Source organism: Ensifer sp. LC11, assembly GCF_001695835.1.
Taxonomy (GTDB): Bacteria; Pseudomonadota; Alphaproteobacteria; order Rhizobiales; family Rhizobiaceae; genus Ensifer.
Genome location: NZ_MBSO01000072.1, coordinates 1 through 26,949, shown reverse-complemented (window position 1 = coordinate 26,949; position 26,949 = coordinate 1). Strand labels below are relative to the sequence as shown.

Sequence of the window (26,949 nt, the reverse complement as noted above, 5' to 3'; positions counted from 1 at the left end):
CGACGCTCCGAAGGCGCTGTTGCGCGGATATTGCGGCCCGCGCAAACACGCCTTAGCCTTGCGAGATGGCGACGTCGAAACTCAGGGCCTACCGCTCCAAACGGGATTTTTCCAGGACGCCGGAACCTGCCGGGCAGGTCGGAGGCGAGGGCAATCGTTTCGTCGTCCATAAGCATCACGCGACGGCCGATCACTATGATCTGAGACTTCAGCTCGGTGACGTACTCAAGAGCTGGGCGGTTCCAAGAGGGCCGTCGCTCAACCCCGCCGACAAGCGACTGGCGGTCGAGACCGAGGACCATCCGCTCGACTATATCGACTTTGAGGGCGTCATCCCTGAGGGAGAGTACGGCGGCGGACCGATGATCGTCTGGGATACGGGTGTCTGGGCGCCGATGGATGATGTCGACAAGAGCCTGCGAACCGGCGCCTTCAAGTTCCGTCTGGCCGGCGAGAAGCTCAACGGCGGCTGGATGCTGACGCGGCTGAAACCGAAGCCCGGGGAGGAAGATCAGCGCAACTGGCTGCTGTTCAAAGAACATGACCTTGCCGCCGATCCAAACATCGACATCCTGATGTCGCGCCCCGAAAGCGTGAAGAGCGGACGGCGGATCGAGGAACTGGTGGAGCCGCCGAAGAAACCGGTAAAACCGGTCGTTCTCAAGCCCGGCGCGTTGGCCGGCGCGGTCAAGGGCGTGAAACCGGAGCGGATCGAGCCGCAACTGGCCAGCCAGACACCGAAGCCGCCAGGGGCGCCTCCGGAAAAGGCGACTTGGCTGCACGAGATCAAGTTCGACGGTTACCGGACGATGGTGGATATCTCCGACGGCAAGGTGCGGCTGATTACCCGCAGTGGACTCGACTGGACAAAGCGCTATGGCGATCTGCCGGACGCTTTCCGGAAGCTGCCTTGTCGCGAGGCGATCATCGACGGCGAAATTGTCGTGCTGGACGACAAGGGCATAAGCCGCTTTGCGTTGCTGCAGGATGCGCTTTCGTCCGGCGCTGACGGCAAGCTCGTTTTCTATGCTTTCGACATCCTCTATCTCGACGGCTGGAACCTCACCGAAGTCGCGCTTGACAAACGCAAGGGGCTGCTCGCGCAACTGCTCCAGGGACAAGTATCGAGCCGCTCCGCCATTCAGTTCAGCGACCATGTCGAAGGCGATGGCCGCGGCCTCTACGACCACGCGGCGGAGCTGGGGCTCGAGGGGATTGTGTCAAAGCGCACTTCCGCGCCCTATCGCAGCGGTCGCACCCAGACCTGGACCAAGACGAAAGCGCTCAAAAGCGAAGACTTTGCCATCGCCGGATACACCACCTCGGAGGCGGCCGAGGGGCTTGCAGCCCTTGCACTCGGCGAATGGATGGACGGTGAGTTGCACTACCGCGGCAAGGTCGGAACCGGTTTTGACGCGGAGACGGCCAGACTGTTGCTCACACGGCTTGAGGGATTGCGCAGCGACGCGATTGCGCTCGAAGGGGCACCGAAGGAAATCACCTGGGTGCGGCCGGTGCTGAACGCGCGAATCCACTATTCCAACCGCACCACCGACAATGTCCTGCGCCATGCGGTTTTCAAGGGGCTGCGCGATGTCGAACTCTCGGCTCCGGCGCGCGCCCCACGCAAACGCCTGATCACCGATGCCGATCTCGCGAGCATCCAGGTCACCAACGCGGACCGTCGGGTGTTCGGCAGATCCGGGCCGACCAAGCTCGACGTTGCCGTCTACTATGCGCTCGTCGGCGACTTCATGCTGCCGCACATCCTTGGCCGGCCTGTGTCGCTCTTCCGTTGCCCGACGGGAAAACCCGCAGATTGCTTCTTCCAGCGACATCCCTTTACCGGCATGCCCCCCGAAATCGGTAGTTTCGCGTCCAGCAATTCCGAGGGCGAGACCAAATCCTATCTGTCGATCGAAGGCACGAAGGGGTACCTGGCGCTCGCCCAGTTTGGCGTCATTGAGCTTCATAGCTGGGGAACAAGGCGCGCTAGGCTCGAAAAACCGGATCGCATCGTCTTCGACCTCGATCCCGGTCAGGGGATCGCCTGGCGCGACGTGGTCGAGGCTGCGGTTCACATTCGCGGCGAACTGGAAGCGCTTGGTCTCGTTCCCTTCGTCAAGACATCCGGCGGCAGCGGGATCCATGTCGTCGTCCCGGTGAGACCGAAACTGGATTGGAAGAAGACGCACCAGGCGACGAGCGCGATCGCTTCGCGCCTGGCCGCGACGGCGCCGCAGACATTCACCACCACCATGGGCAAGGAAAACCGCGTCAAGCGCATCTTCATCGACTTTCACCGTAATGCCCGCGGGCACACGGCGGCAGCGCCCTATTCGCTGCGGGCACGCACAAATCTGCCTGCTTCGACGCCGCTCAACTGGGCGGATCTTGAGACTATCGACGCTCCACAGGATTTGAACTATTCTTCGCTGCCTGGTCTTCTGGATACTTTCGGCGATCCCTGGGCCGATATCGACGACTTTGCCAAGGATCTGCCGCTCATGTCCGAAACGAGGACGTAATGCGTTTGGCCGCGTAGGAGACAATCATGGCGCCCAGGGCAAGTTGGAAAGGCTATCTCAAACTCAGTCTCGTCAGTTGTCCCGTCAGGCTTTATCCGGCGACCAGTTCGAGCGAACGCATCAGCTTCAATCAACTGCACAAGGACACCCACAACCGGATCAACATGAAGCCGGTCGACCCGGAACTGGGCCTCGTCGAGCGCTCGGACCTGGTCAAGGGCTACGAGTACGAAGACAAGAAATACATCATCATCGAAGACGCCGATCTGGAAAGCGTCCGCATCGAATCCAACCACACGATGAACATCGAGGCCTTCGTCGACGAAGGCTCCGTCGATGTCATCTACCAGGACGCACCCTATTATCTGGCGCCCGATGGCGCGATGGCCGAGGAAACCTTCGTCGTGCTGCGTGAGGCGCTGAAAAAAAGCGGTAAGCTCGCGATTGCCCGCCTCGTTCTTTCCAGCCGTGAGCGGGTGGTCACGATCGGCGCCCGTGAAACGGGCATGTTCGTGTGCGTCTTAAGGAATCCGAGCGAAGTTCGCGGAACAGCTGAATATTTTGGGAATATCCCTGTCGGTCATCCGGACCCGGAAATGCTGCAACTTGCCGAAGCACTGATCCAGCAGAAGATGACGGTCTTCGACCCGAAGAACTACGAGGACCGCTACGAGATCGCGCTGATGAAGATGATCCGCGAGAAGCTGAAGGGCCACAAGCCGATCATCGCGGCCGCACCTGAACGCGGCAACGTCATCAATCTTATGGACGCACTGAAGGCGAGCCTGTCCCAGTCCAAGCCGCCGGCCAAGAGCAAGGCCAAGGCCGAGCCGGCTGCCAACGAGACCGCCAAGGCGGCGGCTCCTGCCGCTGCCAAACGGACGGCGGCAAAGACGACCGCAAAGAAGAAAGCCTGATGGTGGTTGCCGGCCAGACATTCGGTATCGTGGGGGCGCTTGCGGCGTTCCCGCGCAGGCTTGCTGCGCGGGAGGTCGAACGGCAACACGGACATTTGAGACGTGGCATGACGCGGCAGACGACCTATCTCGTCTTCGGTCGCGGTCTGTTGGCAAAGGCGAGCGAAGCCGAGATCGATGCACGCGTCGACGCCGAGCGTGCCGCGGGGCGATGGCTCGTCAGCGAGAATGGTTTTCTTCGCCTTCTGGGGCTGATGTCGGTTCCGGCGGCATCGGCGCTCACGCGGCAGTCGTTGATCGATCAGGCCAAGCTGCCTTCGCGCGTCTTTGATCTCCTGTCGTTGTTCGATGCCTTCGAACATGACAGCGAACCCTATTCGTTTCGCGACCTGATCTTGGCCAGGAAGTATGCGGAGCTGATCGCCAGCGGGGCGAGCTGGAGCGCGATTGCCCGGTCGGTGCATCGCTCAGGGCAGGTGGCGTCGCTGACGGCACTATCACTGCACCACGAGGGCCGGGATGCGATCTATGCGCGCAGCATCGAAGGCAAGAGCGAGCTCGACGGGCAGCTGCTCTTCGATCTCGGGACATTCGACGATGCCGAGCTGGAAGATCTTTTCGCGCTGGCCGAGGAGGCCGAGGCGAGCGGCGACTACGAGCAGGCAGCCGCCTTTTATCAGCGCTATCTCGCCGTGGATCGAACGGACTCGGTTGCTGCCTTCAACCGCGCCAACTGCCTCAAGGCGGCGGGACGCGAACTGGATGCTGCGCATGATTATGCCCGCGCCATCAAGCTCGATCCATCTTTCGTCGAGGCCTGGTTCAACCTCGCCGGGCTGATGAGCGAGCGGGGACGGATCGATGCCGCCCGCAGGCACCTCAAGAAGGCGATCGAGCTTGACGGCGACTATGCCGATGCGGTCTTCAACCTGGCAAAACTCGAATTCGATGCTGGCGACCTTGGCGAGGCCAGGCGCTGGTGGCGCCGCTATCTCGAACTCGACAGCGATAGCGAATGGGCGCGAACGGCAGAGCGGGGTGTGCAGTACGTCGATCTGCATCTGCGTCCAAGGACGGTAGGCTGATATGGGCGAGAAGTTTCTGTTCGACGGGCCCGAGGATGCGCCCGTCACCATTCTGCTCGCACACGGCGCAGGCGCGCCGATGGACTCCGCCTCGATGAATGCGACCGCCAAGGCGCTCGCCGCAGCAGGCTTTCGCATTGCCCGGTTCGAGTTCGGCTATATGGCGGCAAGGCGCACCTCCGAAGGACGTAAGCCGCCGCCACGTGCAGAAACACTCAACCCGGAATATGTCGCTGCCATCGAAGCGCTCGGTGCAAAGGGTCCGCTCATCATCGGCGGCAAGTCGATGGGTGGGCGGGTTGCCAGCATGGTCGCCGACCAACTCCACGCGGCTGGCAAGATCGTCGGGCTGCTCTGCCTCGGCTATCCCTTCCATCCGCCGGCCAAGCCCGAACAGTTGCGCACGAAGCATCTTGCTGCGCTGAAGACACCGACCCTGATCTGCCAGGGAACCCGCGACGAGTTCGGCACGCGCGAGGAGGTTCCGGGTTACGCGCTTTCCGATGCCATCGAGGTCTTGTGGCTCGAGGACGGCGATCATGATCTCAAGCCACGCAAGAGCATTTCCGGTTTTTCAGCCGCCGATCATCTGCAGACGCTCGCTGGAGCGGTTTCCACCTGGGCCGCCCCGCTGACCTCCTGAACTGGCTGCCGATATGAAGATCGCCACCTTCAACATCAACGGCATTACTCGACGATTGGAGAACCTGATCGCTTGGCTGGGTCAAGCCAAGCCGGACATCGTCTGCCTGCAGGAACTCAAGGCGGCCGACGGTGAATTTCCGCGCGATGCGATCGAGAAGGCTGGCTACAGCGCCGTCTGGCAGGGGCAGGCGGCGTGGAACGGTGTCGCCATTCTTAGCCGCGACAGCGAACCGGTCCTGACCCGCGTGGGGCTTGAGGGCGATCCGTCCGACAAACAGAGCCGCTACATCGAGGCGGCGGTCAGCGGCATCCTGGTCGCATGCCTCTATGCGCCCAATGGCAATCCGCAGCCGGGCCCGAAGTTTGCCTACAAGCTGTCCTGGCACGACCGCCTTCTCCGCCATGCCTCCGACCTCTATGGTGCCGATCTGCCGGTCGTGCTTGCCGGCGACTACAACATCGTGCCGGAGCCGCGCGATATCTATCCGACACGCTCCTACGACGACAACGCGCTGGTTCAGCCGGAAAGCCGTGCCGCATTCCGAAAGCTGCTGGATCAAGGCTGGCTCGACGCCCTTCGCAAAATCTATCCGCAAGAGCAGCTCTTCACCTTCTGGGACTATCGTCGGAACCGATGGCAGCGGGACGCCGGCCTCCGGCTGGACCATATCCTGCTCAGCCACAAGCTCTCTCGCGAGTTGATCGGTGCCGGCATCGACCGGCAGGTGCGCGGTGTGGAAGGGGCGAGCGACCATGCGCCGGTGTGGATTACCTTGCGTGATTGAGGCGGCCGCAGCCGCGGGGATGCAGATGTAGCCCCACGTCCAGTGGTGGTGCTGTTTCCCGGTCTATATCCAGGCCGGTGGGCGAAAGGACGCGGCCAGCCGCGATCCGACGCAATTAAACACCAGGGAGAAAGCTCCGGTCCGGCTTGAGGTCGAGAAACGGCGTGCCGCCGAGGCAATCGAGACCGAGCACGAGCAGGGTTGGGCCTTCCACCGACGGCGGCATGGTCGGCACTTTCCGCCATGCCGTCTCGGCGCCTCGCTGCATTACGATACATATCCCCCTCCAAGCGGAAACATCCGCGATACGTCGCCATGATCCTCTGCTGCGCATCTAAAGCGCGATTGCTGCCGCAAGGCATCGATCCAGTGTGGAGGGACTGATGTTCCTGTTTGTTGTAGCCTATCTCGCTGGCGTGCTGACGATCGTCAGCCCCTGTATCCTGCCGGTGCTGCCGTTCGTGTTCGCGCGCGCCGGTCAGCCCTTTTCCACCAGCATTCTGCCGATGCTGCTCGCCAAGATCGTGACCTTTGCAGGCATCGCCTCTCTCGCGGCGCTCGGCGGCAACTGGGCCGTGCAGGCAAACGCGTTCGGACGCTACGCGGCGATCGCACCCTTGGCGGTCTTTGGCGTCAGCCTGCTGTCGACACGGGCCGCCACGTTCTTGACCGGCCCGCTTGTCGCGCTCGGCAACAGATTGTCCAGGAAGGCGGCGACCGGCGAGAAGGGAAGCGTCGGCGGCGCCATCCTGCTCGGCGTTGCGACCGGACTGCTTTGGGCGCCCTGTGCCGGTCCTGTACTTGGACTCATCCTGACCGGCGCTGCTCTCAATGGCGCGAACGTGCAGACGACGCTGCTGCTTTCGGCCTATGCGGCCGGTGCGGCGACATCGCTGGCACTGGCGGTTCTTGCCGGCGGCAGGGTGTTTTCGGCGATGAAGCGGTTCCTTGGTGTTGGCGATCGCATTCGCCAGGGGCTGGGCGTCGCCGTGCTTGCCGGTGTCGCGGCGATCGCTTCCGGCTTCGACACCGGATTGCTGGCGCGCCTCTCCTATGCGAGCACGGCTGGTTTCGAGCAATCCATCCTCGACCGCTTGCGTGGCGCCGGAGCGGGTGACGTCTCCGTTGCCAGCAGCCGCATGACGCTCGCCGCAAAGGATACGCGACCGGCGACCTATCGCAGCGACCTGCCGGTGGAAGGGACCTTCCCGTCGCTCGACGGCGCCGTTCAGTGGCTGAACTCCAAGCCGCTGACACCGGCGGAGCTTCGCGGCAAGGTGGTTCTCGTCGACTTCTGGACCTATTCCTGTATCAACTGCATCCGGACGATCCCCTATGTCAGGGCCTGGGCGGAGAAGTATCGCGATCAGGGCCTCGTCGTGATCGGCGTGCACGCGCCGGAATTCGCCTTTGAAAAGCAGATTGGCAACGTTGAGCAGGCGGTTCGCGATTTCAAGATCACCTATCCCGTGGCGATCGATAACGATTTCGCAATCTGGCGGGCCTTTTCCAACAATTACTGGCCGGCGCACTACTTCATCGATGCCGAAGGACAGATCCGCTACACCCATTTCGGCGAAGGTGACTACGAAGGCTCCGAACGCGTGATCCAGGATTTGCTGGCCGAATCGGCCGGTAAGCGCAAGGCTCAATCCGACCTGGTCAAGCCGGATGCGAAAGGTGCCGAAGCCTCGCCTGATCTGACGCGGCTCGGATCCGGCGAGACCTATGTCGGCTACGCGCGCGGGGAAAATTTCGTGTCGCCCGAAGGCGTCTCGGCCGACAGCGCCCAACGCTACACCGTCAATGCTCCACGGCTGAACGAATGGGGGCTTGCCGGCAACTGGACTGTGGGAGCCGAACAGGCGCACCTCAACGAGGCTGGCGGCGGCATCACCTACCGGTTCCGCGCCCGCGATCTGCATCTGGTGCTTGGACCGGGCGCAGGCGGCAAGCCGGTGCCCTTCCAGATCACGGTCGATGGCGTGCCGCCGGGCGCGGATCATGGCGCGGATACCGATGCGGTCGGCAAGGGAACTGTCTCTGAGACGCGCCTCTACCAGCTTGTGCGCCAGTCCGGTGAGGCAAGGGAACGGACCTTCGAAATTCGTTTTCTGGAGCCTGGCGTCGAGGCGTTCGTTTTCACCTTTGGATGAGGGATTTGAGATGAGCGAAAATCACCTGCAACGCAGCCATCGGCTGCTCGGATCCATTTGGCGTCTTCTCGGTGCTGTGGTGTTGATCGGGGGCGGTCTGGCGCTTGCCGTCAACGATCAATCGACTGCCGAGGAAGGCCGGCGCATTCCGACGGCGCTCCACGATATTGCGTCAACGGAGGCAAGCCAGACGGCGGTGTTGGCCGGCGGTTGCTTTTGGGGCGTGCAGGCCGTGTTTCAGCACGTCGCCGGCGTCACGCGCGTCACATCAGGCTACGCCGGCGGCAGCGCCGCGACGGCGACCTACGAACTGACCGAAACCGGCACTACGGGGCATGCCGAAGCTGTGGAGATAACGTTCGACCCGAAGCAGGTCAGCTACGGCCAGCTGCTCGAGGTCTACTTCTCCGTCGCGCACGATCCGACTCAGCTTGGCAGGCAGGGACCGGACGTCGGCCCGCAATATCGATCGGCGATCTTTCCGCGTGACCACGAACAGGCAAAGGTCGCCGCCGACTACATCGCTCAGCTCGATACGGCCGGTGCTTTTGGTCGGGCGATCGCAACCACGATCGAGCCCGGCAAGTCCTTCTACAAAGCCGAAGCCCATCATCAGGACTACGTCTACAACAATCCGCGCCAGCCCTACGTCGTCATCTACGAGCAGCCGAAGATCGGCGCCTTGCACCGCCTTTTTCCAGGCCTCTACCGGGAGAAACCGGTGCTCGTGGCGGACAGCGCGTTGTAGTCCGCCTGCGACACATCGCACCGGAAGGCCGAAAGGGCGCACGGCTCGTCCCGGTCGTGCCGGGGCGGCTGCACCTTCGATTTGGCCCTCAGCCCGGCCGTACATGCCGATACAGTTTCGAGGCCAACCGAACACATCTGCGATACGTCCGGACGCGAAATTGACAGCCAGGGCCGGCCGAGACGGCGAACGCGTCCGGATCAAGGGTTGCCGGTCCCATTAGTGGAAGAGGAACAGTCGATGCGCATTTTCGTAACCGGTTTTGCCGTGGCCGCTCTCGCGGCGGCGCCTTGCGCCTGGGATAGCGATCCCAGGGAGCCTTCGGCAATTGCCGCGCTTTTCAGCCAGCCGCCGCTCTCAAGCGGCGCTGCCCAGTCCCAGGCGGTCACGGCACAGGACGACGCGCTCCTGCATGAAGCTCCACATGAGGAGCTGACACATCCGGCGATTGATGGATGACGGCTGAGCGACGTTCGATGGCTCAATAGTTTATGGCCTAAAATGCCGGAATTACGACATTTGAGACATGGGCTGCTCGACTTACTATCGAGGCTCCAACCAAAGGCAAAGGAGCTTGAAAATGGGAAAGAACATTAAGGGCACCGCACTGATTACCGGTGCATCCTCCGGCATCGGGGCGATCTATGCGGATCGCCTGGCGAACCGCGGCTATGACCTGATCCTCGTTGCCCGCAACCGCGGACGCTTGAATGCTCTCGCCAGCCGCCTCGCCGACGAGACGGGTCGCGCCATCGAAGTCGTACCGGCGGATCTCGGCAACAAGGACGATCTGAAGCGGGTCGAGACGCTGCTTCGGGAAGACGCAAGCATCACGATGCTGATCAACAATGCCGGCGTCGGCGCGACCGCGCCGCTGCTCGCCTCCGACGTCGACAAGATGGAGGAGATGATCACGCTGAATGTGAGCGCACTGACACGGCTGACCTATGCGGCCACACCCGGTTTTGTTGCGCGCGGCGCGGGAACGATCATCAACATCGCCTCGATTGTCGGTGTCGCGCCCGAATTGCTGAACGGGGTCTATGGTGGGACCAAGGCCTTCGTGCTGGCGCTCACCCTGTCGCTGCAGAAGGAACTTGCCGAGAAAAACATCCGGATCCAGGCCGTTCTGCCGGGTGCGACGGCGACGGACTTCTGGGATATCGCCGGCACGCCGATCGAACATGTGCCGAGCGAGATCGTCATGCGGGCTGAAGACATGGTCGATGCAGCGCTTGCCGGCCTCGACCAGGGTGAGGGGATCACCATTCCGGCGCTACCCGATGCCGGGGACTGGGCGGCCTACGAGGCGGCGCGCCAGAAGCTGATGCCCAACCTTTCGAGGAGCGCGCCTGCAGCCCGCTACAACGTCGGGGGATAGCGCCGATCGCTTCCCGAAATCCGTCCCGGAACAACTTGGCGATGCCGCAGGCATCGCCTCACCGCTCTAACAAGGAGAATGATGATGTCCAGTCGCCATTTGCCAACCGCCCATAGCAGTCGCTTGGCAGCCCTCGCGCTGTCGGCAGCGATCGCAATCCTGCTTCCTCCGATCGCCACACATGCCGCGGGCGCGTCTTCGGCCAGCAGCGTTCAGATCGCCGCTGCTGCCAAGCCCGCCGTCGACGAATCCATCCGTCCCTTCCAGTTCCATGCGAGCGAAGAAGCGCTCGCCGACCTGAAACAGCGGATCGAGGCGACGAGATGGCCGAGCCGGGAACTGGTGACGGATGGAATGCAGGGCGTGCAGCTTGCGACCATGAAGAAGCTCGCCGACTATTGGGCGACGAAGTACGACTGGCGCAGGGTCGAGAAGAAGCTCAACGACCTGCCGCAGTTCGTCACCAATATCGACGGCGTCGACATTCACTTCATTCACGTGCGGTCCGGGCACAAGAACGCGATGCCGCTCATCGTCACCCATGGCTGGCCCGGTTCGATCATCGAACAATTGAAGATCATCGAACCCTTGACCAACCCGACCGCTCACGGCGGTACCGAGGCCGACGCCTTCGACGTCGTCATCCCGTCCCTGCCTGGTTATGGTTTCTCCGGAACGCCCACTGAACACGGCTGGGATCCGGTGCGGATTGCTCGTGCCTGGGCCGTGCTGATGCAGCGGTTGGGCTATACCCATTACGTCGCCCAAGGCGGCGACTGGGGCGATGCGGTGACAGAACAGATGGCATTGCAGCGGCCTGCCGGATTGCTGGGCATTCATACCAACATGCCGGCGACCGTGCCGGCCGAGATCCAGAAGGCCCTGGACGCCGGTGATCCAGCGCCGCCTGATCTCTCGGCCGACGAGCGTCGTGCCTACGGTCAGCTCGATTTCTTCTACAAGAACGGTCTCTCCTACGCCCAGGAGATGAGCAAGCGTCCGCAGACGCTGTACGGCATCGAGGACTCACCGATCGGCCTTGCCGGCTGGATGCTGGATCACGACGCGCGCAGCTACGAGCTCATTGCCCGTGTCTTCGACGGCCAGTCGGAGGGTCTGACGCGTGACGACGTGCTCGACAACATTACCCTCTACTGGCTGACCAAGACGGCCGTCTCATCGGCGCGCCTCTATTGGGAGAACAAGCTCGCGTTCTTCGCACCGAAGGGCGTGCAGATACCAGTTGCCGTCAGCGCCTTTCCGGATGAACTTTATCAGGCGCCACGCTCCTGGGCACAGAAGGCGTTCCCGAAGCTCATTCACTATAATCGTCTCGCCAAGGGTGGACATTTTGCTGCCTGGGAACAGCCAGGCGTTCTGGTCGATGAGCTGCGAGCCTCGTTCAAGTCACTGCGTCAACCGAGCTGAAGGGGCGGGCGCGAGCCCGCGCCCAACCCGAACCGAACCACAAAGGAGAACCACCATGACAGGTCCAGGTAACGACAAGAAAGCGCCAACAGTCGATTTGAAGTTTGAGGTCGCGCTCATACCCGTTTCGGATGTCGATCGCGCCAAGGCCTTCTACGGCCGCCTCGGCTGGCGGCTCGATGCGGACTTTCCGGTCGGAGATACGTTCCGCGTTGTCCAGTACACGCCGCCTGGTTCGCCGGCCTCGATCCATTTCGGCACCGGGTTGACCTCGGCGGCTCCCGGATCGGCGAGCGGGCTTTATCTGGTGGTCTCGGATATCGAGGCTGCGCGTGCTCAGCTCATTGAGGCTGGCGCGGAGGTGAGTGCGGTCTTCCATCGCCAAGGACCGGGGCAGCCGCCGATTGCCGGCCGCGATCCTGCGGGCCGCAGCTATCGCTCCTACGCTACCTTCAGCGATCCCGACGGCAACGGCTGGCTGCTGCAGGAGGTAAGCGAGCGCTTGCCCGGCCGCGTCGATGCGGACGTCACGGAGTTTGCTTCCGTGGGCGATCTTGCGGCCGCGTTGCGGCGCGCAGCCGCCGCGCATGGCGAGCACGAAAAGCGCAACGGCGGCCAGCACGACCACAACTGGCCGGATTGGTATGCGGCACACATGGTCGCCGAACATGCGGGAAAACCGCTGCCTGAATGAGATGCGCTCAAGACCGCCGCGTTTCGTCCATGGCGCAAATCTGCTATAAGCGACCATTCCAGACAGGAGCGACGTGAGATGCACAGGATCGGCTATGTCGTCTTTCCAAGGTTCCAGCTCATGGGTTTCGCGGCGGTCACCGCCTTTGAGGTCGCCAATCTGACCCTTGGCGAACAGGCTTACGAGATAGCATTGTTGTCGGAAACCGGCGGCGAGATAAAGTCGTCGGCCGGCTTCGGCGTGCTGACGAAGGCCTTCGACGATACGATCTACGACACCGTCATGTTTGGGGCCGGGACGGAAATCGAGCCGGTAACGCCGGGGCTCGTCGCGTTCGCGCGGCATGCATTGGAGGTCTCGCGGCGCGTGGCCGCACCCTGCACCGGCGCTTTCGTCCTGGCGGAGTCCGGACTTCTCGACGGGCGCCGCGCCACGACCCATTGGGTGTTTGCGCGCCAGCTCCAGGAGCGTTTCCCGGATGTGAAGGTCGAAGAGGATCGCATCTTCATCGTCGATGGCAGCGTCTGGACGTCTGCCGGCATGACGGCGAGCATCGACCTGGCGCTCGCCATGATCGAGAAGGATCACGGCGAGGAGGTTGCCCGATCGGTCGCACGCAAGCTTGTCGTCTATCACCGGCGCGCCGGTGGGCAGTCGCAGTTCTCCGCCTTGCTCGAACTGGAGCCGAAGTCGGACCGCATCCAGAAATCCGTCAACTATGCCAAGGCAAACCTGCGCAATCTGTTGTCGGTCGAGGAACTGGCGGATGCTGCCGGGTTGAGTGCGCGGCAGTTCAGCCGGGCTTTCCGTTCGGAAACGGGCCAGTCGCCGGCAAAGGCAGTGGAGCACCTGCGGGTGGAGGCGGCGCGTTTGATGATGGAGCAGGGGCGTCACTCGATGGATGTGATCGCCGAGGAAACCGGCTTTGCCGACAGCGATCGCATGCGCCGGGCCTTTCTGCGCACGCTCGGGCAGCCGCCGCAGACGATCCGCCGCAACGCGCGAGAAGGCGTCGCCTGACTTGAAGGAGAGGAAAATCGGGCGTGCCGGCGATTGTATCGGTGTGTATCGCGCGCCCGATTGCCTACACGCGCTTTCAAATCAATCTGCTCGGCACACCACCGGGATACATCGGCACTCCATTGGTGAAGGCAGTTCAATTCACCGGAGACAGCCAATGTCGGACGAAATCAACCACCCGCGGCGTCAATTCATCGGCGCGCTCGCCTTGTCGCTTGCCGCTGCGCAGTTCGGTGCTACCGGTGCAGCACGGGCCCAGTCCGGGCGCGCTCACACATCGCGTCTGCCGGCGATCACGCCGGGCACGAACAAAACCTTCGCTTCGATCAGGCAGATCGATGCCGGTGTGTTGAATGTCGGCTACGCCGAGCTTGGCGAGCCCGATGCACCGGTGGTCATCCTGCTGCATGGCTGGCCCTATGACATCCACACCTATGTCGACGTGGCGCCGTTGCTTGCGAATGCCGGCTATCGCGTCATCGTCCCGTATTTGCGCGGTTACGGTACCACCCGGTTCCTTTCCGCCGATACGCCGCGCAACGGTCAGCAGGCGGTCATTGCTGCCGACATCATTGCGCTCATGGATGCCCTCCACATCGAGAAGGCCGTGATCGGTGGCTGCGACTGGGGCGCCCGGACCGCCAACATCATCGCCGCGCTGTGGCCGGAGCGCTGCAAGGCCCTGGTCTCCGTTAGCGGCTACCTGATCGGCAGCCGCGAGGTGAACAGGAAGCCGCTGCCGCCGCAGGCCGAGCTTTCCTGGTGGTACCAGTTCTATTTTGCGACCGAGCGCGGATACGCGGGCTATCATGAGAACCGCAAGGAGTTCGCCAGGCTGATCTGGAAGCTTGCCTCGCCGAAGTGGAACTTCGACGATGCGACTTTCGATGCCAGCGCCGCGGCACTCGAAAATCCTGACCATGTCGATGTCTCCATCCACAACTACCGTTGGCGGCTGAGCCTTGCCGAGGGCGAAGCGAAATACGACGATCTTGAAAAACGCCTCGCCCAGTTTCCGGCGATCACCGTCCCGACCATCACGCTGGAGGGCGATGCCAACGGCGCTCCGCATCCCGATCCGGCCGTCTATGCCAAGCGGTTTTCAGGCAAGTACGAGCACCGGCTGATTACCGGCGGCATCGGCCACAACCTGCCGCAGGAGGCGCCGCTGGCCTTTGCCGAGGCAATTCTGGACGCCGATCGCCTCTAACGCAGTGAAATAATGAAATTCAAAGCACTAGATGGTTTTGTTACTGTGATGCGGTAACGGAGCGATCGCAATCTCTACAGAAACAATCACCATGGCGCAGGATCGCACTGTCCGATCCTGCGCTTCTTCGCGAGGGACCGGCCGGAGGGAGCGGTCGCGATCGCCCGCCAGGCCAAAGCCCGCGCGTGACGACCCGGGCCGCCGATGAGCGGGCAGTGGCTCCTTCGTATCAGAATGTATCGGTTTCTTCAGGTTTGCGAAGTTCCCTACATTTCCGTGCGCTCGCGAAACATCCCGTACACGTGGCAAGCGCCATATGTCTTCCGACAGCGGCACAAGGGCATGGAGCCCGATTGGATACTCTGTCGAAAGGAACACCACTATGACCGACACTGAAAAGCTATTGTACACCGGCAAGACCCACACGATCGGCGGCCGTGAAGGGGCTTCCCGCAGCGATGACGGGCGTCTGGACGTCAAGCTCTCCTCACCGGGCAGCAACCGCCCCGGGACGAACCCGGAACAACTTTTTGCAGCCGGCTGGTCGGCGTGTTTCATCGGAGCGATCGGACTGGCGGCGGGGCAGCAGAAGATTACGCTTCCAGCGGATACCGCCGTCGACGCGGAAGTGGATCTGCGCAACCGCGACGGCGGATACTTCCTGCAGGCACGTCTGAATGTCAGCCTGCCCGGCATCGACCGCGAGGTAGCGGAGCGGTTGGTCGAGGCGGCCCATCAGACCTGCCCGTATTCCAAGGCCACCCGCGGCAACATCGACGTCACGCTCACCCTTGCCTGATCCGGGGCATGTCGCCGGCACGCGACGAAAAAGCCGAAAGATCGAAGCGGCGGCCCTTGTGGCTGCCGCTCTTTCCGCGGGCGTCGGTTGGCCGTCGCGCCGGTCCTGTTGACCGCGCCATGCCCTGGGCCGGCCGGTGTCGCGCAGCAAGCCAGTCACTTGTCGCCGAAAGCTCGACAATCAGCTTAAAAAGATGCTCTATCGCCTTCGTCTGAAACGGATTTCTGGTTGCACATGGAATATCATGCTTGCTCGCGCCGAATGACGAGTTCGCCGACCAGGCCCCCGCCAGCGCGGTTCTTGAGGGTCAGCGTGGCATTGATGGACGCCGCAAGCTGCTGGGCGATGGCAAGGCCAAGGCCGGTTCCGCCGGTGTCGCGGTTGCGGGAATCCTCCAATCGGAAGAACGGCTTCAGCACGGCTTGCAATTGATCGTCGGGAATACCCGGCCCGCGGTCAAGCACGGCGATGACCACCGTGTCGTCGGCAAGTCGCCGCGCCACGATCTCGGCGCAGCCGCCGAATTTGAGGGCGTTGTCGACCAGATTGGTGAGAATGCGCCTCAGCGCCTGCGGCCGGGTCGTGATCGCGCCGCCATCGATATCGCTGGCGGTAACAGGCTTGCCGGTGTCCTGGTAGTCGTAAACGAGGCTTTCGATAAACGATGAAAGGTCGACCTTGGTCGTCTTTTCGACATTGCCATGGGCACTGCGCGCGTAGGCGACCCCCTCCTTGACCAGGCTCTCGATCTGACCGAGGTCCTGGATCAGTTTTTCCCGGTCTGCGAAATCCTCTGCCATTTCCGCGCGCAGTTTCATGCGGGTGATCGGTGTCTGCAGGTCATGGGATATGGCGGCAAGAATTTGTACCCGCTCTTCCAGATATTGGGCGATGCGGTCTCGCATGGCGTTGAACGCGGTTGCCGCATAGGCAACCTCCGTTGGACCCGTTTCGTTGAGCCGCGGCGTGTTCCGGTTCGGGTCGAGCGTGTCGGCGGCCTCCGCCAGATTGACGAGCGGGCGCACGGCCTGTCGCATAGCAAACCAGCTGCAGAGAAGAAGGAGGGCGAGCTGAGCTATGAGCACGAAAGGCAGCCAGTCAGCCAGCGGCATGACACCTTTCGGATAGACATCGATGGTCAGCGGCGAACCGTCGCTCAAGGTAAGATGCGCCTGAAGACGTCGGCGGCTACCCGGGATCGTTTCGACCTTGACCGGGCGATCGAGACCGGTCGCGCGCTCGATCTTGGAGGCGATCTCGGCGGCGGCCGGATCGAGCGAAGGGTTGCCTGGAACGCCAGGGCCGAGAATGAAGCTATAGTTGTCGCGGCCCAGTCGGTCGAGCAATGCAGCCCGCTCGCTCGCGGGCAGGCGATCGAGGATCGCGATCGACGTCGCGATATCATTCTCGAGCGTATTGAACATCACCGACCGGGCGGCCGTGTAGCGCTCGAAAAACAGGACGGTGAACGACATCACATGCGCGATCGTCAGACCGGCGAGCAGGATAACAAAGAGCCGCGCCCTAAGCGTGCGCGGCCATAGTCGAAAACCTGTCGGCTGGGCGGCCATTGTCATTCGCGCGCCTCAACGATTTCGATCGGCACCGAAAAGACATAGCCTTCGCTGCGCACGGTCTTGATGTAGGTGGGCTCACGCGCGTCGTCGCCAAGCCGCTGGCGGACACGGCTGACGAGCAGATCGATCGATCGGTCGAAAAGGTCGGCCTCGCGCCCCTGGGTGAGATTGAGCAGTTGGTCGCGGTTGAGTACCCGCTGGGGGTGGTCGATGAAGACGCGGAGCAAGCGATACTCGGCGCCGCTCAGCGCGATCACTGTGCCATCGGCATCGATCAGGTGGCGTGCGGTCGTATCGAGCCGCCACGTGCCGAAGCGCAGCAGTTGTCCGGCTTCCGAGATCTGAAGGTTTGGCGGCAACATGCGCGAACGCCGGAGCACCGCCTTGATCCGGGCAAGCAGCTCGCGCGCCGAGAACGGTTTGGCAAGATAGTCATCCGCGCCCATTTCGAGGCCGAGGATGCGGTCCATTTCGTCCGAGCGGGCCGTCAGCATGATGATCGGGATCGCCTTGTGCTTGCCAGCGCGCAGTTCGCGGCTGAGCACGAGCCCGTCATCGCCCGGCATCATCACGTCAAGCACGATGAGGTCGACCGTGTTGCCCTCGAGAAAGGCGCGCATTTGCCGACCATCGGCGGCGACTGTGGTGCGCAGCCCGTTCTTGTTGAGATAGTTCGATACGAGTTCCCGGATTTCGCGGTCGTCGTCGACGATCAATACGTGGTCGATATGTTCCATCGAGCGACCTCCCCGGCCTCAGCTTGGCGCCTCATCATATGCCGCAGCGTTGCGCGGTCAAAACCGGCGGAACTCTGCTCGCACTCCATTGGCGCGCAATATGTGTCTCAGGTGTGTTTTCGGCATCCAGACTTGCGTGGGCATGTATTGCAAGCCGGCCTGGATACATTTCGACACAATTCCGCGAAACCGGGACGCTCGGCCAGAGGGCGGAAACACACAACCCGCCGTTCGTAAGAGCGACGGGTTGCGGCGGGACGCGGGTTGCGTCAGATCTTTGCCTGGGCTGCGCGTTGCGTGCGATACTGCACCGTGGGCAAGCCTCCCCAGCCCCAATTGTCCAGATCGACTTCTTCGATAACGACGTAGGTCGATTCCAGCGGCTTGTTGAGCACGTCGAGCAGCACCTGGCTCACGCCATTGATGATGGCTGCCTTTTCCGCGGCCGAGACCGAGTTGCGGTCGGCTGTGGTGCCTTCACGGGTCACCTGAACTGTTACGATCGGCATGGTCGTCTCCTTTATAAGATTGCAAACGGTGCCTGGCGGCAATGCCTGCGATTTGGGCTTTCGCGAGGACGGCCGGGCGTGGCTCTGGCCGTCCTCTTGGCGCTCGTCGGACCTACCAACGTCCGGCGTTCTGGCCGCCGTCGACATGCAGGATCTCACCCGTGACGAAACTGGCGCCTTCCAGGTAGAGGACGGCATCGACGATGTCGCGGATCTCGCCCATCCGGCCGACGGGGTGAAGCGTCGAGAGTGCCGCGTGGGTTTCGGGCGCGTGCATTGGGGTCTTGATGATACCCGGCGAGACGGCGTTGACGCGAACACCGGTCTTGGCAAATTCGATCGCGAGCGCCTGGGTTACGGAATTGAGCCCGCCCTTGGTGAGCGATGCCAGTGCGGCCGGAACGCCGGCAATCGGCTGATTGACGAGGCTGGTCGTGATGCTGACGATGTGGCCGGAGCCCTGCTTCAGCATTTCGGCGGCGGCGCGCTGGGTGATGTGGAAGAAGCCGGCGACGTTCACGCCCAGGTTCAGGTCATAGTCTTGCTGGGTGAATTGGGTGAACGGCTTGGCGGTGAAGACGCCGGCATTGTTGACCAGCGTGTCGATGCGGCCGAAGCGTTCCAGACCTTGGCGAACGACCTTCTCTGCCGTCTCCGGATTGGCGATATCGCCGGGTACGGCCAGGATACCGGCATCGGCGCTCTCCTGAATGGACCGGGACGTGGCGATGACACGGTAGTTGCGATCGCGGTATGCCCGCACAAGGGCGGCGCCGATTCCCTGCGATGCACCGGTGATAACGGCGACCTTCTGCTCATTGCTCATGGACGTGATCCTTCTGTGATTGCAACGGGCGTTTCGTTCGGCCCGTCCTTCGCCCTCGGCGTTGGTGCAATCAGATTTAGATCCATCCGTTCATTGAGAGAATTGTCACGCCATGGTGGTCAATCAACCGAAAATCGGCACAATCAGCTGAGAGCGTCCGCTTCGGCTGCCATGCGTGTGAACTCGGTCCGCAGCCGTGGCACCGCGAAATCGGCAAAGGCGCGCACCTTCGGCACCGACATGCGGCCCTGGGGCGCGAGGAGATGGACCGGCATCGGCGGATACTCCGCTTCGGGCAACACGATCTTCAGGCGCCCGTCTCGGACGTGACCGGCGACATGGTAGGAATAGAGCCGGGTGAGGCCGGTTCCGGCGGCGGCGGAATCGACGGCGGCCCGCACGCTGTTGACGATGCATCGCGGCGCGAACTGCACCGCACGCGGGATCAGCGACCCCTCGGCCGGCGGAAACGTCCAGGTGTCGAGGCCGAAATTGGTGAAGGCGACGATCTGGTGTTTGGCGAGATCGGCCGGCTCGTCGATGCGCGGATGGTTGGCGAGATAGCGGGGGGAGGCGACGACCACGCGCCGGACATCGCCGCCGATCCGCGTCGAAATGAGCGAGGAGTCTGCCAGATGGCCGATACGGAGCGCGATATCGACGCCTTCGTCCACCAGGTTCACGAAGCGATCAAGCAGGAGAAGCCTGGCCGAAACAGCAGGGTACAGGTTGAGGAAATCGTCAAGGATCGGGCGCAGCACCTCTTCGCCGACGATCGGTGGAGCCGAAATGGTCAGCGTCCCGCGCGGGGCTGCACGTTCGCCGCCGGCGAGCATGTCGGCCTCCTCCAGGTCGATCAGTACCCGTCGGCAGGCGGCAGCGTAGCGCTGGCCTGCCTCGCTCAGTTTGAGCGACCGTGTTGTGCGATGCAGAAGTTCTACGCCAACATGCGCTTCGAGCAGGTTGAGCGCGCGGCTAACCGCCGTCGGCGACCGCTTGAGCCGGCGGGCGGCACCCGCGAGGCTGCCTTCATCGATGGCGGTGACGAAGACCTTCATCGCATCGATCCGATCCATTATGCCGCGCTCCGTAATACCGATGGCTGAAGAGGCGACATTCACCCGCAAAATGGCGGAAGTAAAGACGCGCTCGGCCTTCTGGGCGGCGAGCGCTCCTTTGGGACGGCCGCGATCAGGTAGCAAACAGGTGCGTGATCAGTTCGGAGGCGGAGCCTTGCCAGAGTTCGCCCTTGCCTGTTCCCGCCCAGAGGGAAAGAAGTCCGAGGACCCTTTTGCCGTGGATGCGTCTTCCACAATCGACCCGGGGCAGAGGCTGTCCGGGTTCGTTGTCCATTGATGGCATCGTCGCGCGGGTGACGGTGCTGTAGACGGTTGCGGCGAGATCGATTGGCTGGCACTGTCACCCTGAAGGCGAACCGCTCCCATGAGGAACCCGATGTCGCGACGAACGGACCAACAGGATCCACCTCCCAATCTTGTCGAACACTATCGCCCGGTGCAGCTCAAGGCAGTTCTTGCCGCTTGCGCGATAAAGCACCGGGAGCCTCCGCCGCTTGTGGAGCAAGAGCAGTTCCACGGCTCGCAATTGCCGGAGGGTTTTCACCTTCCCCAGTCGGTTTACGACGACTGAGCCAACTGCAATCAGGTTGTCGCGAGCGTCCAGGCCATGCCGGCGAGTGCGCAGCCAAGCAGTGTGGCGATGACCGAGGTGCGAAAGCGGAAGATCGCCACGCCTGCGGCAACCGTCAGCAGAAGTGACGGAAGCAGCAGTGACCTCAGCACCGGAATATCAAGGACGAACGGCCCCAGTTTCCATGTCCCGACCTCGCCAAACAGCGTGTGCAGGCCGAACCAGACCGCGAGGTTGAGGATTACGCCGACGACGGCAGCGGTGATTGCGGACATGGCGCCCGTCAGCGCGACGTTGTTGCGTAAGCGCTCGATAAAGGGGGCGCCGAGGAATATCCAGAGGAAGCAGGGAACGAACGTGACCCACGTCGTCAGCATTGCGCCCAATGTCGCCGCCATCATCGGACTGATTGTACCGGGATCGCGATAGGCGCCCATGAAGCCGACGAACTGCACCACCATGATCAGCGGACCGGGTGTCGTCTCGGCCATGCCGAGCCCGTCGAGCATCTCGCCGGGCTTCAGCCAGCCATAGTGCTGGACAGCTTCCTGGGCGACATAGGCAAGCACGGCATAGGCACCGCCGAAGGTGACCACCGCCATCTGGCTGAAGAACAGGGCGATCTGGCTGAAGACGTTGTTCGGACCGAGGAAAATGATGAGCAGCGCGAGTGGCACGAGCCACAGGGCGAGCAATACGACGGAAATCCTGAGCGACCACGCAAGGTTGGGGCGGGCGTGGGCGGGGATGTCCTCTCCGAGCGCCGAATCTTCGTCCTTGAGCACCGGACCCGCCTCTCCCTTGTGGCCGCCGCCGATGCGGAAGAATGGCGAACCCGAGCGGGCGCCGACATAGCCGAGCACGCCGGCTGCGAGAATGATGAGCGGGAACGGAACCCGGAAAAAGAAGATCGCGACGAATGCCGCCGCCGCGATCCCGATCATCACCCTGTTCTTGAGTGCCCGACCGCCAATGCGGAAGACGGCCTGCACGACCACCGCGAGCACCGCCGCCTTGAGGCCGAAGAACAGGCCCTCAACGACGGTGACGTTGCCGAAGGCGGCGTAGATGTAGCTCAGCCCCAGGATCGCCAGGAAGCCCGGCAGCACGAAAAGGATACCGGCAACGAGGCCACCGGCGGTCCGGTGCAGGAGCCAGCCGATATAGATCGCAAGCTGCTGCGCCTCGGGTCCGGGCAAAAGCATGCAATAGTTCAGTGCATGCAAGAAGCGATGCTCGCCGATCCAGCGTTTTTCGTCGACGAGAATGCGGTGCATGACCGCGATCTGCCCGGCCGGGCCGCCGAAACTCAGCGCCGCGATCCGTGCCCATACCTTGACGGCTTCGCCGAACGGAATGCCGTGGCTTTCCCGCTGCCGCGCCGCCTTCGGCGCGGCCTTGTCCGCGATATCGGTCATGTCAGGCGTCCTTCTTGGGGGAGGGCCAGTTGTGGGTCTCATTGGTAGCATCCCGGCACCAGCGATAGAAGGCGTCGTAGAGCAGCATCCCCGCCTCCAATTGCTCGAGATCGTCGGCATACATGCGCGAGAGACCGAGGGAGGCGGCAAGCAGGCCAGGCGCTTCCGGAGCAAGGTCGAGACGGGCTGTGTCGGCGCCACGCACGATGGTGGCCAGCCGCAGCAGCGGTTCGGTGGCAAGTCCGAATTCTTCGACCATGACGTCGAATGTGCAGAGTTCGCCGCGATGGCTCCAGCGGATCGGGGCGTCGATATCGAAGGGCGTCGCTCCAAAGCGTTGGCCAACCAGTTCGGCCTCGGCAGGGGTGACAAACAGGAAGACCGCCTTCGGGTCGACGAAACGGCGGATCAGCCAGGGGCACGCGATGCGATCGATCTTCGGTCGAGCGCGGGTGACCCAGACGGTCCGTCCGACGGCGTCGCGATCTGGTAACGCGGAAATCGGTACGGCGGGGTAGCCAACTCTTGTCCAGGCCTCGAAACCGCCTTCGAGCACATCGGCAGCAATGCCGGCATGCCGAAGCCAGGCCGCAACGCCATGGCTGAGTTTCTTGCCCTGCTGACAGATGATCACCGCCGACGTCTTGCCGATGGTACCCATCCATTCCTGCACCTTGTGATAGTCGCTTCGCCCCGAGCCAGGGATCAGGCGCGGATCGACGGCGAAATCCTCGTCGACCCTGACGTCGATGAGTTCAGGGCAATTCGGGGTGCCAATCAGGCGAGCAAGCTTTTCGGGAGAAATTTCAAGAAATGACGACATGACGCGTCCTCCGGATGATCGGTTCTATGGACGCGATGCTTCGGCTGGCGCCTCATGGGGTGATCGCACCCCCATGCGCAAAGTTTGCCGCCGTTCACAGCCCGCTGTCAAGCCGCGGATCGGCGGTGGCTTTGCGGACATGACGGCGGGAGCACTTGGGTGTCGATGTGTGATCCGGGCAAATTACTGGAGGATTGTTACAAGTCTTTGGCGGTAGGATAGTTCCGCCATGCGTCAGCAGGGCGACCTGAGTGCTGAAGGTCGCACTCAGGTCGCGGAGGGCGGCACGTTCGGGCTATTTGCCGGCCCCCTTGGCTGCGATCTCGATCACGTCGGCGACTTTCTCGGCTTGCGAGGCGAAGACCGCGTGGCTCGCTTTGATTTCGGTTACCTGGCTGCCGGCGCGTTCGGCCATGCTTCGCTCAAGGTCCGGATTGATGGCGCGGTCTTCGGTTGCGACGATCGCCCAGCTTTTCTTCGTGCGCCAGGCGGGTTCGCCGACCTTGGCGGTGAAAACCTCCTTGGCGGCGAAGACCTGTGCCCTTGCGGCGAAGGCCGCATCCGCCGCCGGAAGATCGGCGGCAAAATCGGCGGCAAATGCCTTCGGATCGAGATAGAGGTATTTGCCGTCGGTCGTTTCCTTGATGCTCATTGCGGCCGGCGGCTTCGAACTGCCAAGACTTGCGATGTCTTCGCCCTTGTTGGGCTGAAACGCTGCCACATAAACCAAGCCCTCCACTTTCTTGTGATGGCCGGCTTCAGTGATTACGAGGCCGCCATAGCTGTGTCCGACAAGCAGCGCTGGCCCGTCCTGCAGGTCGAGAACACGGTTGGTCGCCTCGATATCGGCGGCAAGCGACGTTAGCGGTTCCTGGACGACCGTCACGTTGAAACCGCGGCGCTCCAGAATGTCGCTCGCCTTGCGCCAGCCGGAGCCATCGGCGAAAGCGCCATGAACGATGACGATGTTCTTGATTTCGGCCGCCTGTGCGGCGAAGGCGACGACGCTTGTCGCAAAGGCAAGGGCAATGGTTGGGAGAATGCGGCGGTTCATGCGATCGTTCCTTCTTTTGTTCGGGAGGCAACGACGACAATCTGGCCGGAGGGAGGTATCCCTGATGTGTCGATCTTCACGTGGATATGTACCGCATTGTAGCGGTCGCCTACGAGCGGGGCCGCTATATCACCGTTGCGAAGGGCGCGGCGCGCGACCGTGCGGCCACCGGAAGGACATCTTCCGACCTGTGGCTCCAAGAGAACGTCGCCGGCCGGTGCGAGGCGCGTTACGCTTCGACCAGGATCACAATTGACGACGGCACGACGCCGTCATAGGCCATTGCGTCCGCTGCGGCCTGGCTCTGCATCGCTTTCGACAGGGCGTCCATATCCGGGACATCCATCATGACGGCGACACGGGTCGGGTCCCCAGGATCGACAAACGTCCGGATGTTGGTCACGCCGAGCGTCCCGAAGAACTCCTTGCGTTTCGGCGACTTCAGCCAGTGTTCCGCGCCTTTTGTAATGTTGTGGTGGGCGATGATGGTTGGCATTCCGTCCTCCCTGTTTTTGACGCGGAACGGTTTCGTCGCAACTTTTCCCGGTTTATCCGCGTTCCCTCAAGGAACGGCCAGGTGGCTGGACTGTCAATTAGCTCATCGGAGCTAGAAGGGAGACCTGGCAGCCCCCGTGTGTTCAGCATTGGCCGCTTGGAGGAAGATGCCCATGCCGAAATTCATAACGATCGGATATGGCGATCGCGTCGGCTACGACCGCACGGCGGTAGCCGTCCGCGATGCTGCTCACGCGCATGATGCGAAGCTTCGAGAAAACGGAGCGCTGATGGCGGTTGCGGGCGCGCCGGTTCAGGTTCGCAACACCGATGCTGCCGGGGTCGAAACCACGAGCGGCCCATACATGTCATCGCCGCTGCCCGTGGCAGGGTTCGCGGTGATCGAAGCCGCCGATCTGGCGGAAGCGATCGATATGGTCTCGCAAACCCCCTGTGCCGTTGCCCGGGGCGTGGTCGAAGTCTGGCCCCTCGAAATCCCTTGAGCCAGACTTCCTAAGTGTTTCTCACGACGCCTGAATTGCGAGTCTTGCTTCCGGAGCCTCGATGGCTTCCGGCTCGTCCGCTTCCGCCGCCTGCGGTGCTTTGGCAGCGGCCTGCGTCTGCGCCTCTCTGAACAGCTTCCATTTGGTCGGTCTAAAGGCGATGCGGCTGTGGTCGCCGGCATTGGCGCGTTCGGGCGGCAGCTCGATCTCGACATGTGGGTGGTTGCGGCCAAGCGCGAGTTCGAGATGGCGGGTGCCGGCGACGCGGCGGCTGGCGGTGACCAGGCCGGCGAGACAGCCGCCGCAGCCGTCGATCAGCTCGATGTCGTGCGGGCGGAAGTGGAGATTGGCCGGGCCGTCGGGCTCGGCCGGGGCTCGAAGCCCGATCGGCCGGTCCTCGAACCAGATTTCGCCGTTCTGGAGCGTGACGGCCAGCGCGTTCGACTGGCCGATGAAGCCGTAGACGAAGGGCGAGACCGGATGGTCGTAGATCTCGTCGGGGGTGCCGACCTGTTCGATCACGCCCTTGCTCATGACGACGACGCGGTCGGCGAGCTCCAGCGCCTCGTCCTGGTCGTGGGTGACGAAGATGGTGGTGTGGCCGGTGCGGTCGTGGATGTCGCGCAACCACTTGCGCAGCTCCTTGCGCACCTGGGCGTCAAGCGCGCCGAAGGGCTCGTCGAGCAACAGCACGTTCGGTTCGACCGCCATGGCGCGGGCGAGCGCCACACGCTGGCGCTGGCCGCCCGACAGCTGCGCCGGATAGCGCTTGTCGAGACCGGAGAGCTGCACCAGGTCGATGAGGTCGAGCGCGCGGCGGCGGATCTCGGCGGCCGGCGGCCGGCGACCCGACGGGCGCACCTTCAGCCCGAAGGCGACGTTGTCGAGCACGGTCATGTGGCGGAACAGGGCATAGTGCTGGAAGACGAAGCCGATGTTGCGCTGCTGCACGGTCTTTTGCGAGGCATCCTCGTCGCCGAAGAAGATGGTGCCGCCGGTCGGGCTTTCCAGCCCGGCGACGAGCCTGAGCAGCGTCGTCTTGCCGGAGCCGGAGGGGCCCAAGAGCGCGATCAGCTCGCCGGAGCGGATGTCGAGCGAGACGTCGTCGAGCGCCGGGAACCGGCCGAATTCCTTGCGGATGTTGTGAACGCGCACGTCCATGGCAATACCTTTCAATGGCCTGCGGCTCTCAGTCAATGCCTGCGGCTGGCGGCGATCTCGGCGCTGTAGCGGATCTCCAGCGCCGTCTTCAAAATCAGGGTGATCAGCGCCAGCAGCGCCAGCAACGCCGCCACCGCGAAGGCGGCGACGAAGTTGTATTCATTATAGAGGATTTCGACCTGCAACGGCATGGTGTTGGTCTCGCCGCGGATATGGCCGGAGACCACCGAGACGGCGCCGAACTCGCCCATGGCGCGGGCGTTGCACAAGAGCACGCCGTAAAGCAGCCCCCATTTGATGTTGGGCAGCGTCACGTGCCAGAAGGTCTGCCAGCCGGACGCCCCCAAGGACAACGCCGCCTCCTCGTCGCTCGATCCCTGTTCCTGCATCAGCGGGATCAGCTCGCGGGCGACGAAGGGGAAGGTGACGAAGACGGTGGCCAGCACCAGTCCCGGCACGGCAAACAGGATCTGGATGCCGTGGCTCTGCAGCCACGGGCCGATCAGGCTGTGCGAGCCGAACAACAGCACGAAGACGAGGCCGGAGATCACCGGCGAGACCGAGAACGGCAGGTCGATCAGCGTCGTCAGGAACGCCTTGCCCTTGAACTCGAACTTGGCGATCGCCCAGGCGGCCGCCACCCCGAAGACGAGGTTGAGCGGCACGGCGATCACCGCGACGATCAGCGTCAGGCGGATGGCGGAGAAGGTCTCGGCATCGCCAAGCGCTGCGACGAATTCGCCGACCCCCTTGCGCAGCGCCTCGGTGAAGACGGCGGCGAGCGGCAACAGCAAAAACAG

Annotated in this window: 26 protein-coding genes and 1 pseudogene; 15 read left to right on the top strand and 12 right to left on the bottom strand. The window is 62.9% G+C overall.

Going from position 1 to position 26,949, the window contains the following annotated elements:
- Positions 1–65 precede the first annotated feature (65 nt).
- Genes ligD through xth form a run of 5 tightly spaced genes read left to right on the top strand, consistent with a single transcriptional unit; the run spans position 66 to position 5,960 of the window.
- Positions 66–2,528, top strand: coding sequence for a DNA ligase D (gene ligD, locus BBX50_RS28000; protein WP_065778564.1), 2,463 nt, complete (start codon positions 66–68; stop codon positions 2,526–2,528).
- A gap of 26 nt (positions 2,529–2,554) precedes the next feature.
- Entirely contained in the window at positions 2,555–3,445 is an 891-nt protein-coding gene (locus tag BBX50_RS27995; RefSeq protein WP_065778563.1) for a Ku protein, read from the top strand.
- Positions 3,445–4,530 carry a tetratricopeptide repeat protein gene (locus tag BBX50_RS27990; RefSeq protein WP_065778562.1) on the top strand — a complete coding sequence of 362 codons (1,086 nt, stop codon included), beginning with the start codon at positions 3,445–3,447 and terminating at the stop codon, positions 4,528–4,530. The genes BBX50_RS27995 and BBX50_RS27990 overlap by 1 nt, the downstream gene beginning before the upstream one ends.
- A 1-nt stretch (position 4,531) precedes the next feature.
- Complete coding sequence (locus BBX50_RS27985; protein WP_065778561.1) at positions 4,532–5,173, top strand: alpha/beta family hydrolase; 642 nt, start codon at positions 4,532–4,534, stop codon at positions 5,171–5,173.
- 13 nt (positions 5,174–5,186) lie between these two features.
- Positions 5,187–5,960 carry an exodeoxyribonuclease III gene (gene xth, locus BBX50_RS27980; RefSeq protein ID WP_065778560.1) on the top strand — a complete coding sequence of 258 codons (774 nt, stop codon included), beginning with the start codon at positions 5,187–5,189 and terminating at the stop codon, positions 5,958–5,960.
- Positions 5,961–6,075: 115 nt separating this feature from the next.
- Here the strand turns inward: xth and BBX50_RS30180 are convergent.
- Positions 6,076–6,177 (bottom strand): annotated as a pseudogene (locus tag BBX50_RS30180) (tRNA (N6-threonylcarbamoyladenosine(37)-N6)-methyltransferase TrmO); the annotation flags it as partial.
- 166 nt (positions 6,178–6,343) lie between these two features.
- Here BBX50_RS30180 and BBX50_RS27975 point away from each other — a divergent pair.
- From BBX50_RS27975 to BBX50_RS27935, 9 genes are all read left to right on the top strand, one after another.
- Positions 6,344–8,116, top strand: a complete 1,773-nt coding sequence (locus BBX50_RS27975; RefSeq protein ID WP_065778559.1) for a cytochrome c biogenesis protein DipZ — start codon at positions 6,344–6,346, stop codon at positions 8,114–8,116.
- 10 nt (positions 8,117–8,126) lie between these two features.
- Positions 8,127–8,864: a peptide-methionine (S)-S-oxide reductase MsrA gene (gene msrA, locus BBX50_RS27970; RefSeq protein ID WP_065778558.1), complete on the top strand. Its 738-nt coding sequence runs from the start codon at positions 8,127–8,129 to the stop codon at positions 8,862–8,864.
- Between the two features lie 240 nt (positions 8,865–9,104).
- The gene (locus BBX50_RS30635; RefSeq protein ID WP_065778557.1) at positions 9,105–9,323 is read left to right on the top strand and encodes a hypothetical protein; all 219 of its coding nucleotides are present in this window, start codon (positions 9,105–9,107) and stop codon (positions 9,321–9,323) included.
- A gap of 121 nt (positions 9,324–9,444) precedes the next feature.
- Positions 9,445–10,245: an SDR family oxidoreductase gene (locus BBX50_RS27960; RefSeq protein ID WP_065778556.1), complete on the top strand. Its 801-nt coding sequence runs from the start codon at positions 9,445–9,447 to the stop codon at positions 10,243–10,245.
- Positions 10,246–10,329: 84 nt separating this feature from the next.
- Entirely contained in the window at positions 10,330–11,673 is a 1,344-nt protein-coding gene (locus BBX50_RS27955) for an epoxide hydrolase family protein (protein WP_065778602.1), read from the top strand.
- A gap of 55 nt (positions 11,674–11,728) precedes the next feature.
- The gene (locus BBX50_RS27950; RefSeq protein WP_065778555.1) at positions 11,729–12,367 is read left to right on the top strand and encodes a VOC family protein; all 639 of its coding nucleotides are present in this window, start codon (positions 11,729–11,731) and stop codon (positions 12,365–12,367) included.
- A 78-nt stretch (positions 12,368–12,445) separates the two neighbouring features.
- Positions 12,446–13,387, top strand: coding sequence for a GlxA family transcriptional regulator (locus tag BBX50_RS27945; RefSeq protein WP_065778554.1), 942 nt, complete (start codon positions 12,446–12,448; stop codon positions 13,385–13,387).
- A 157-nt stretch (positions 13,388–13,544) separates the two neighbouring features.
- Positions 13,545–14,597, top strand: coding sequence for an alpha/beta hydrolase (locus tag BBX50_RS27940; protein WP_065778553.1), 1,053 nt, complete (start codon positions 13,545–13,547; stop codon positions 14,595–14,597).
- Positions 14,598–14,979: 382 nt separating this feature from the next.
- Entirely contained in the window at positions 14,980–15,396 is a 417-nt protein-coding gene (locus tag BBX50_RS27935) for an organic hydroperoxide resistance protein (RefSeq protein WP_065778552.1), read from the top strand.
- Positions 15,397–15,638: 242 nt separating this feature from the next.
- Here the strand turns inward: BBX50_RS27935 and BBX50_RS27930 are convergent, their stop codons facing one another.
- From BBX50_RS27930 to BBX50_RS27880, 9 genes are all read right to left on the bottom strand, one after another.
- Positions 15,639–16,973, bottom strand: a complete 1,335-nt coding sequence (locus BBX50_RS27930; RefSeq protein WP_065778551.1) for a HAMP domain-containing sensor histidine kinase — start codon at positions 16,971–16,973, stop codon at positions 15,639–15,641.
- Positions 16,970–17,710: a response regulator gene (locus BBX50_RS27925; protein WP_065778550.1), complete on the bottom strand. Its 741-nt coding sequence runs from the start codon at positions 17,708–17,710 to the stop codon at positions 16,970–16,972. Before BBX50_RS27925 ends, BBX50_RS27930 begins: the two co-directional genes overlap by 4 nt.
- A 269-nt stretch (positions 17,711–17,979) precedes the next feature.
- Positions 17,980–18,219, bottom strand: coding sequence for a 4-oxalocrotonate tautomerase family protein (locus tag BBX50_RS27920; protein WP_065778549.1), 240 nt, complete (start codon positions 18,217–18,219; stop codon positions 17,980–17,982).
- Positions 18,220–18,331: 112 nt separating this feature from the next.
- Positions 18,332–19,045 carry an SDR family oxidoreductase gene (locus BBX50_RS27915; protein WP_065778548.1) on the bottom strand — a complete coding sequence of 238 codons (714 nt, stop codon included), beginning with the start codon at positions 19,043–19,045 and terminating at the stop codon, positions 18,332–18,334.
- Positions 19,046–19,188: 143 nt separating this feature from the next.
- Entirely contained in the window at positions 19,189–20,121 is a 933-nt protein-coding gene (locus tag BBX50_RS27910; protein ID WP_065778547.1) for a LysR family transcriptional regulator, read from the bottom strand.
- 585 nt (positions 20,122–20,706) lie between these two features.
- Positions 20,707–22,113 (bottom strand): chromate efflux transporter, encoded by a 1,407-nt coding sequence (gene chrA / locus BBX50_RS27895; protein ID WP_065778544.1) that lies wholly within the window; start codon positions 22,111–22,113, stop codon positions 20,707–20,709.
- 1 nt (position 22,114) lies between these two features.
- Positions 22,115–22,936, bottom strand: coding sequence for a sulfurtransferase/chromate resistance protein (locus tag BBX50_RS27890; RefSeq protein WP_065778543.1), 822 nt, complete (start codon positions 22,934–22,936; stop codon positions 22,115–22,117).
- A gap of 295 nt (positions 22,937–23,231) precedes the next feature.
- Entirely contained in the window at positions 23,232–23,990 is a 759-nt protein-coding gene (locus BBX50_RS27885) for an alpha/beta hydrolase (RefSeq protein WP_065778542.1), read from the bottom strand.
- A 229-nt stretch (positions 23,991–24,219) separates the two neighbouring features.
- Positions 24,220–24,486 (bottom strand): hypothetical protein, encoded by a 267-nt coding sequence (locus BBX50_RS27880; protein WP_065778541.1) that lies wholly within the window; start codon positions 24,484–24,486, stop codon positions 24,220–24,222.
- A 172-nt stretch (positions 24,487–24,658) separates the two neighbouring features.
- On the opposite strand from BBX50_RS27880, the gene BBX50_RS27875 reads away from it, so the two are divergent.
- Entirely contained in the window at positions 24,659–24,988 is a 330-nt protein-coding gene (locus BBX50_RS27875) for a YciI family protein (RefSeq protein WP_065778540.1), read from the top strand.
- Between the two features lie 21 nt (positions 24,989–25,009).
- Here the strand turns inward: BBX50_RS27875 and BBX50_RS27870 are convergent, their stop codons facing one another.
- Both BBX50_RS27870 and cysW read right to left on the bottom strand, forming a co-directional pair.
- On the bottom strand, positions 25,010–26,149 hold the full coding sequence (locus tag BBX50_RS27870) for a sulfate/molybdate ABC transporter ATP-binding protein (protein ID WP_065778539.1): 1,140 nt from the start codon (positions 26,147–26,149) through the stop codon (positions 25,010–25,012).
- A 32-nt stretch (positions 26,150–26,181) separates the two neighbouring features.
- Positions 26,182–26,949, bottom strand: a 768-nt coding sequence (gene cysW, locus BBX50_RS27865; protein WP_065778538.1) for a sulfate ABC transporter permease subunit CysW, incomplete at its 5' end; no start/stop codon positions are given.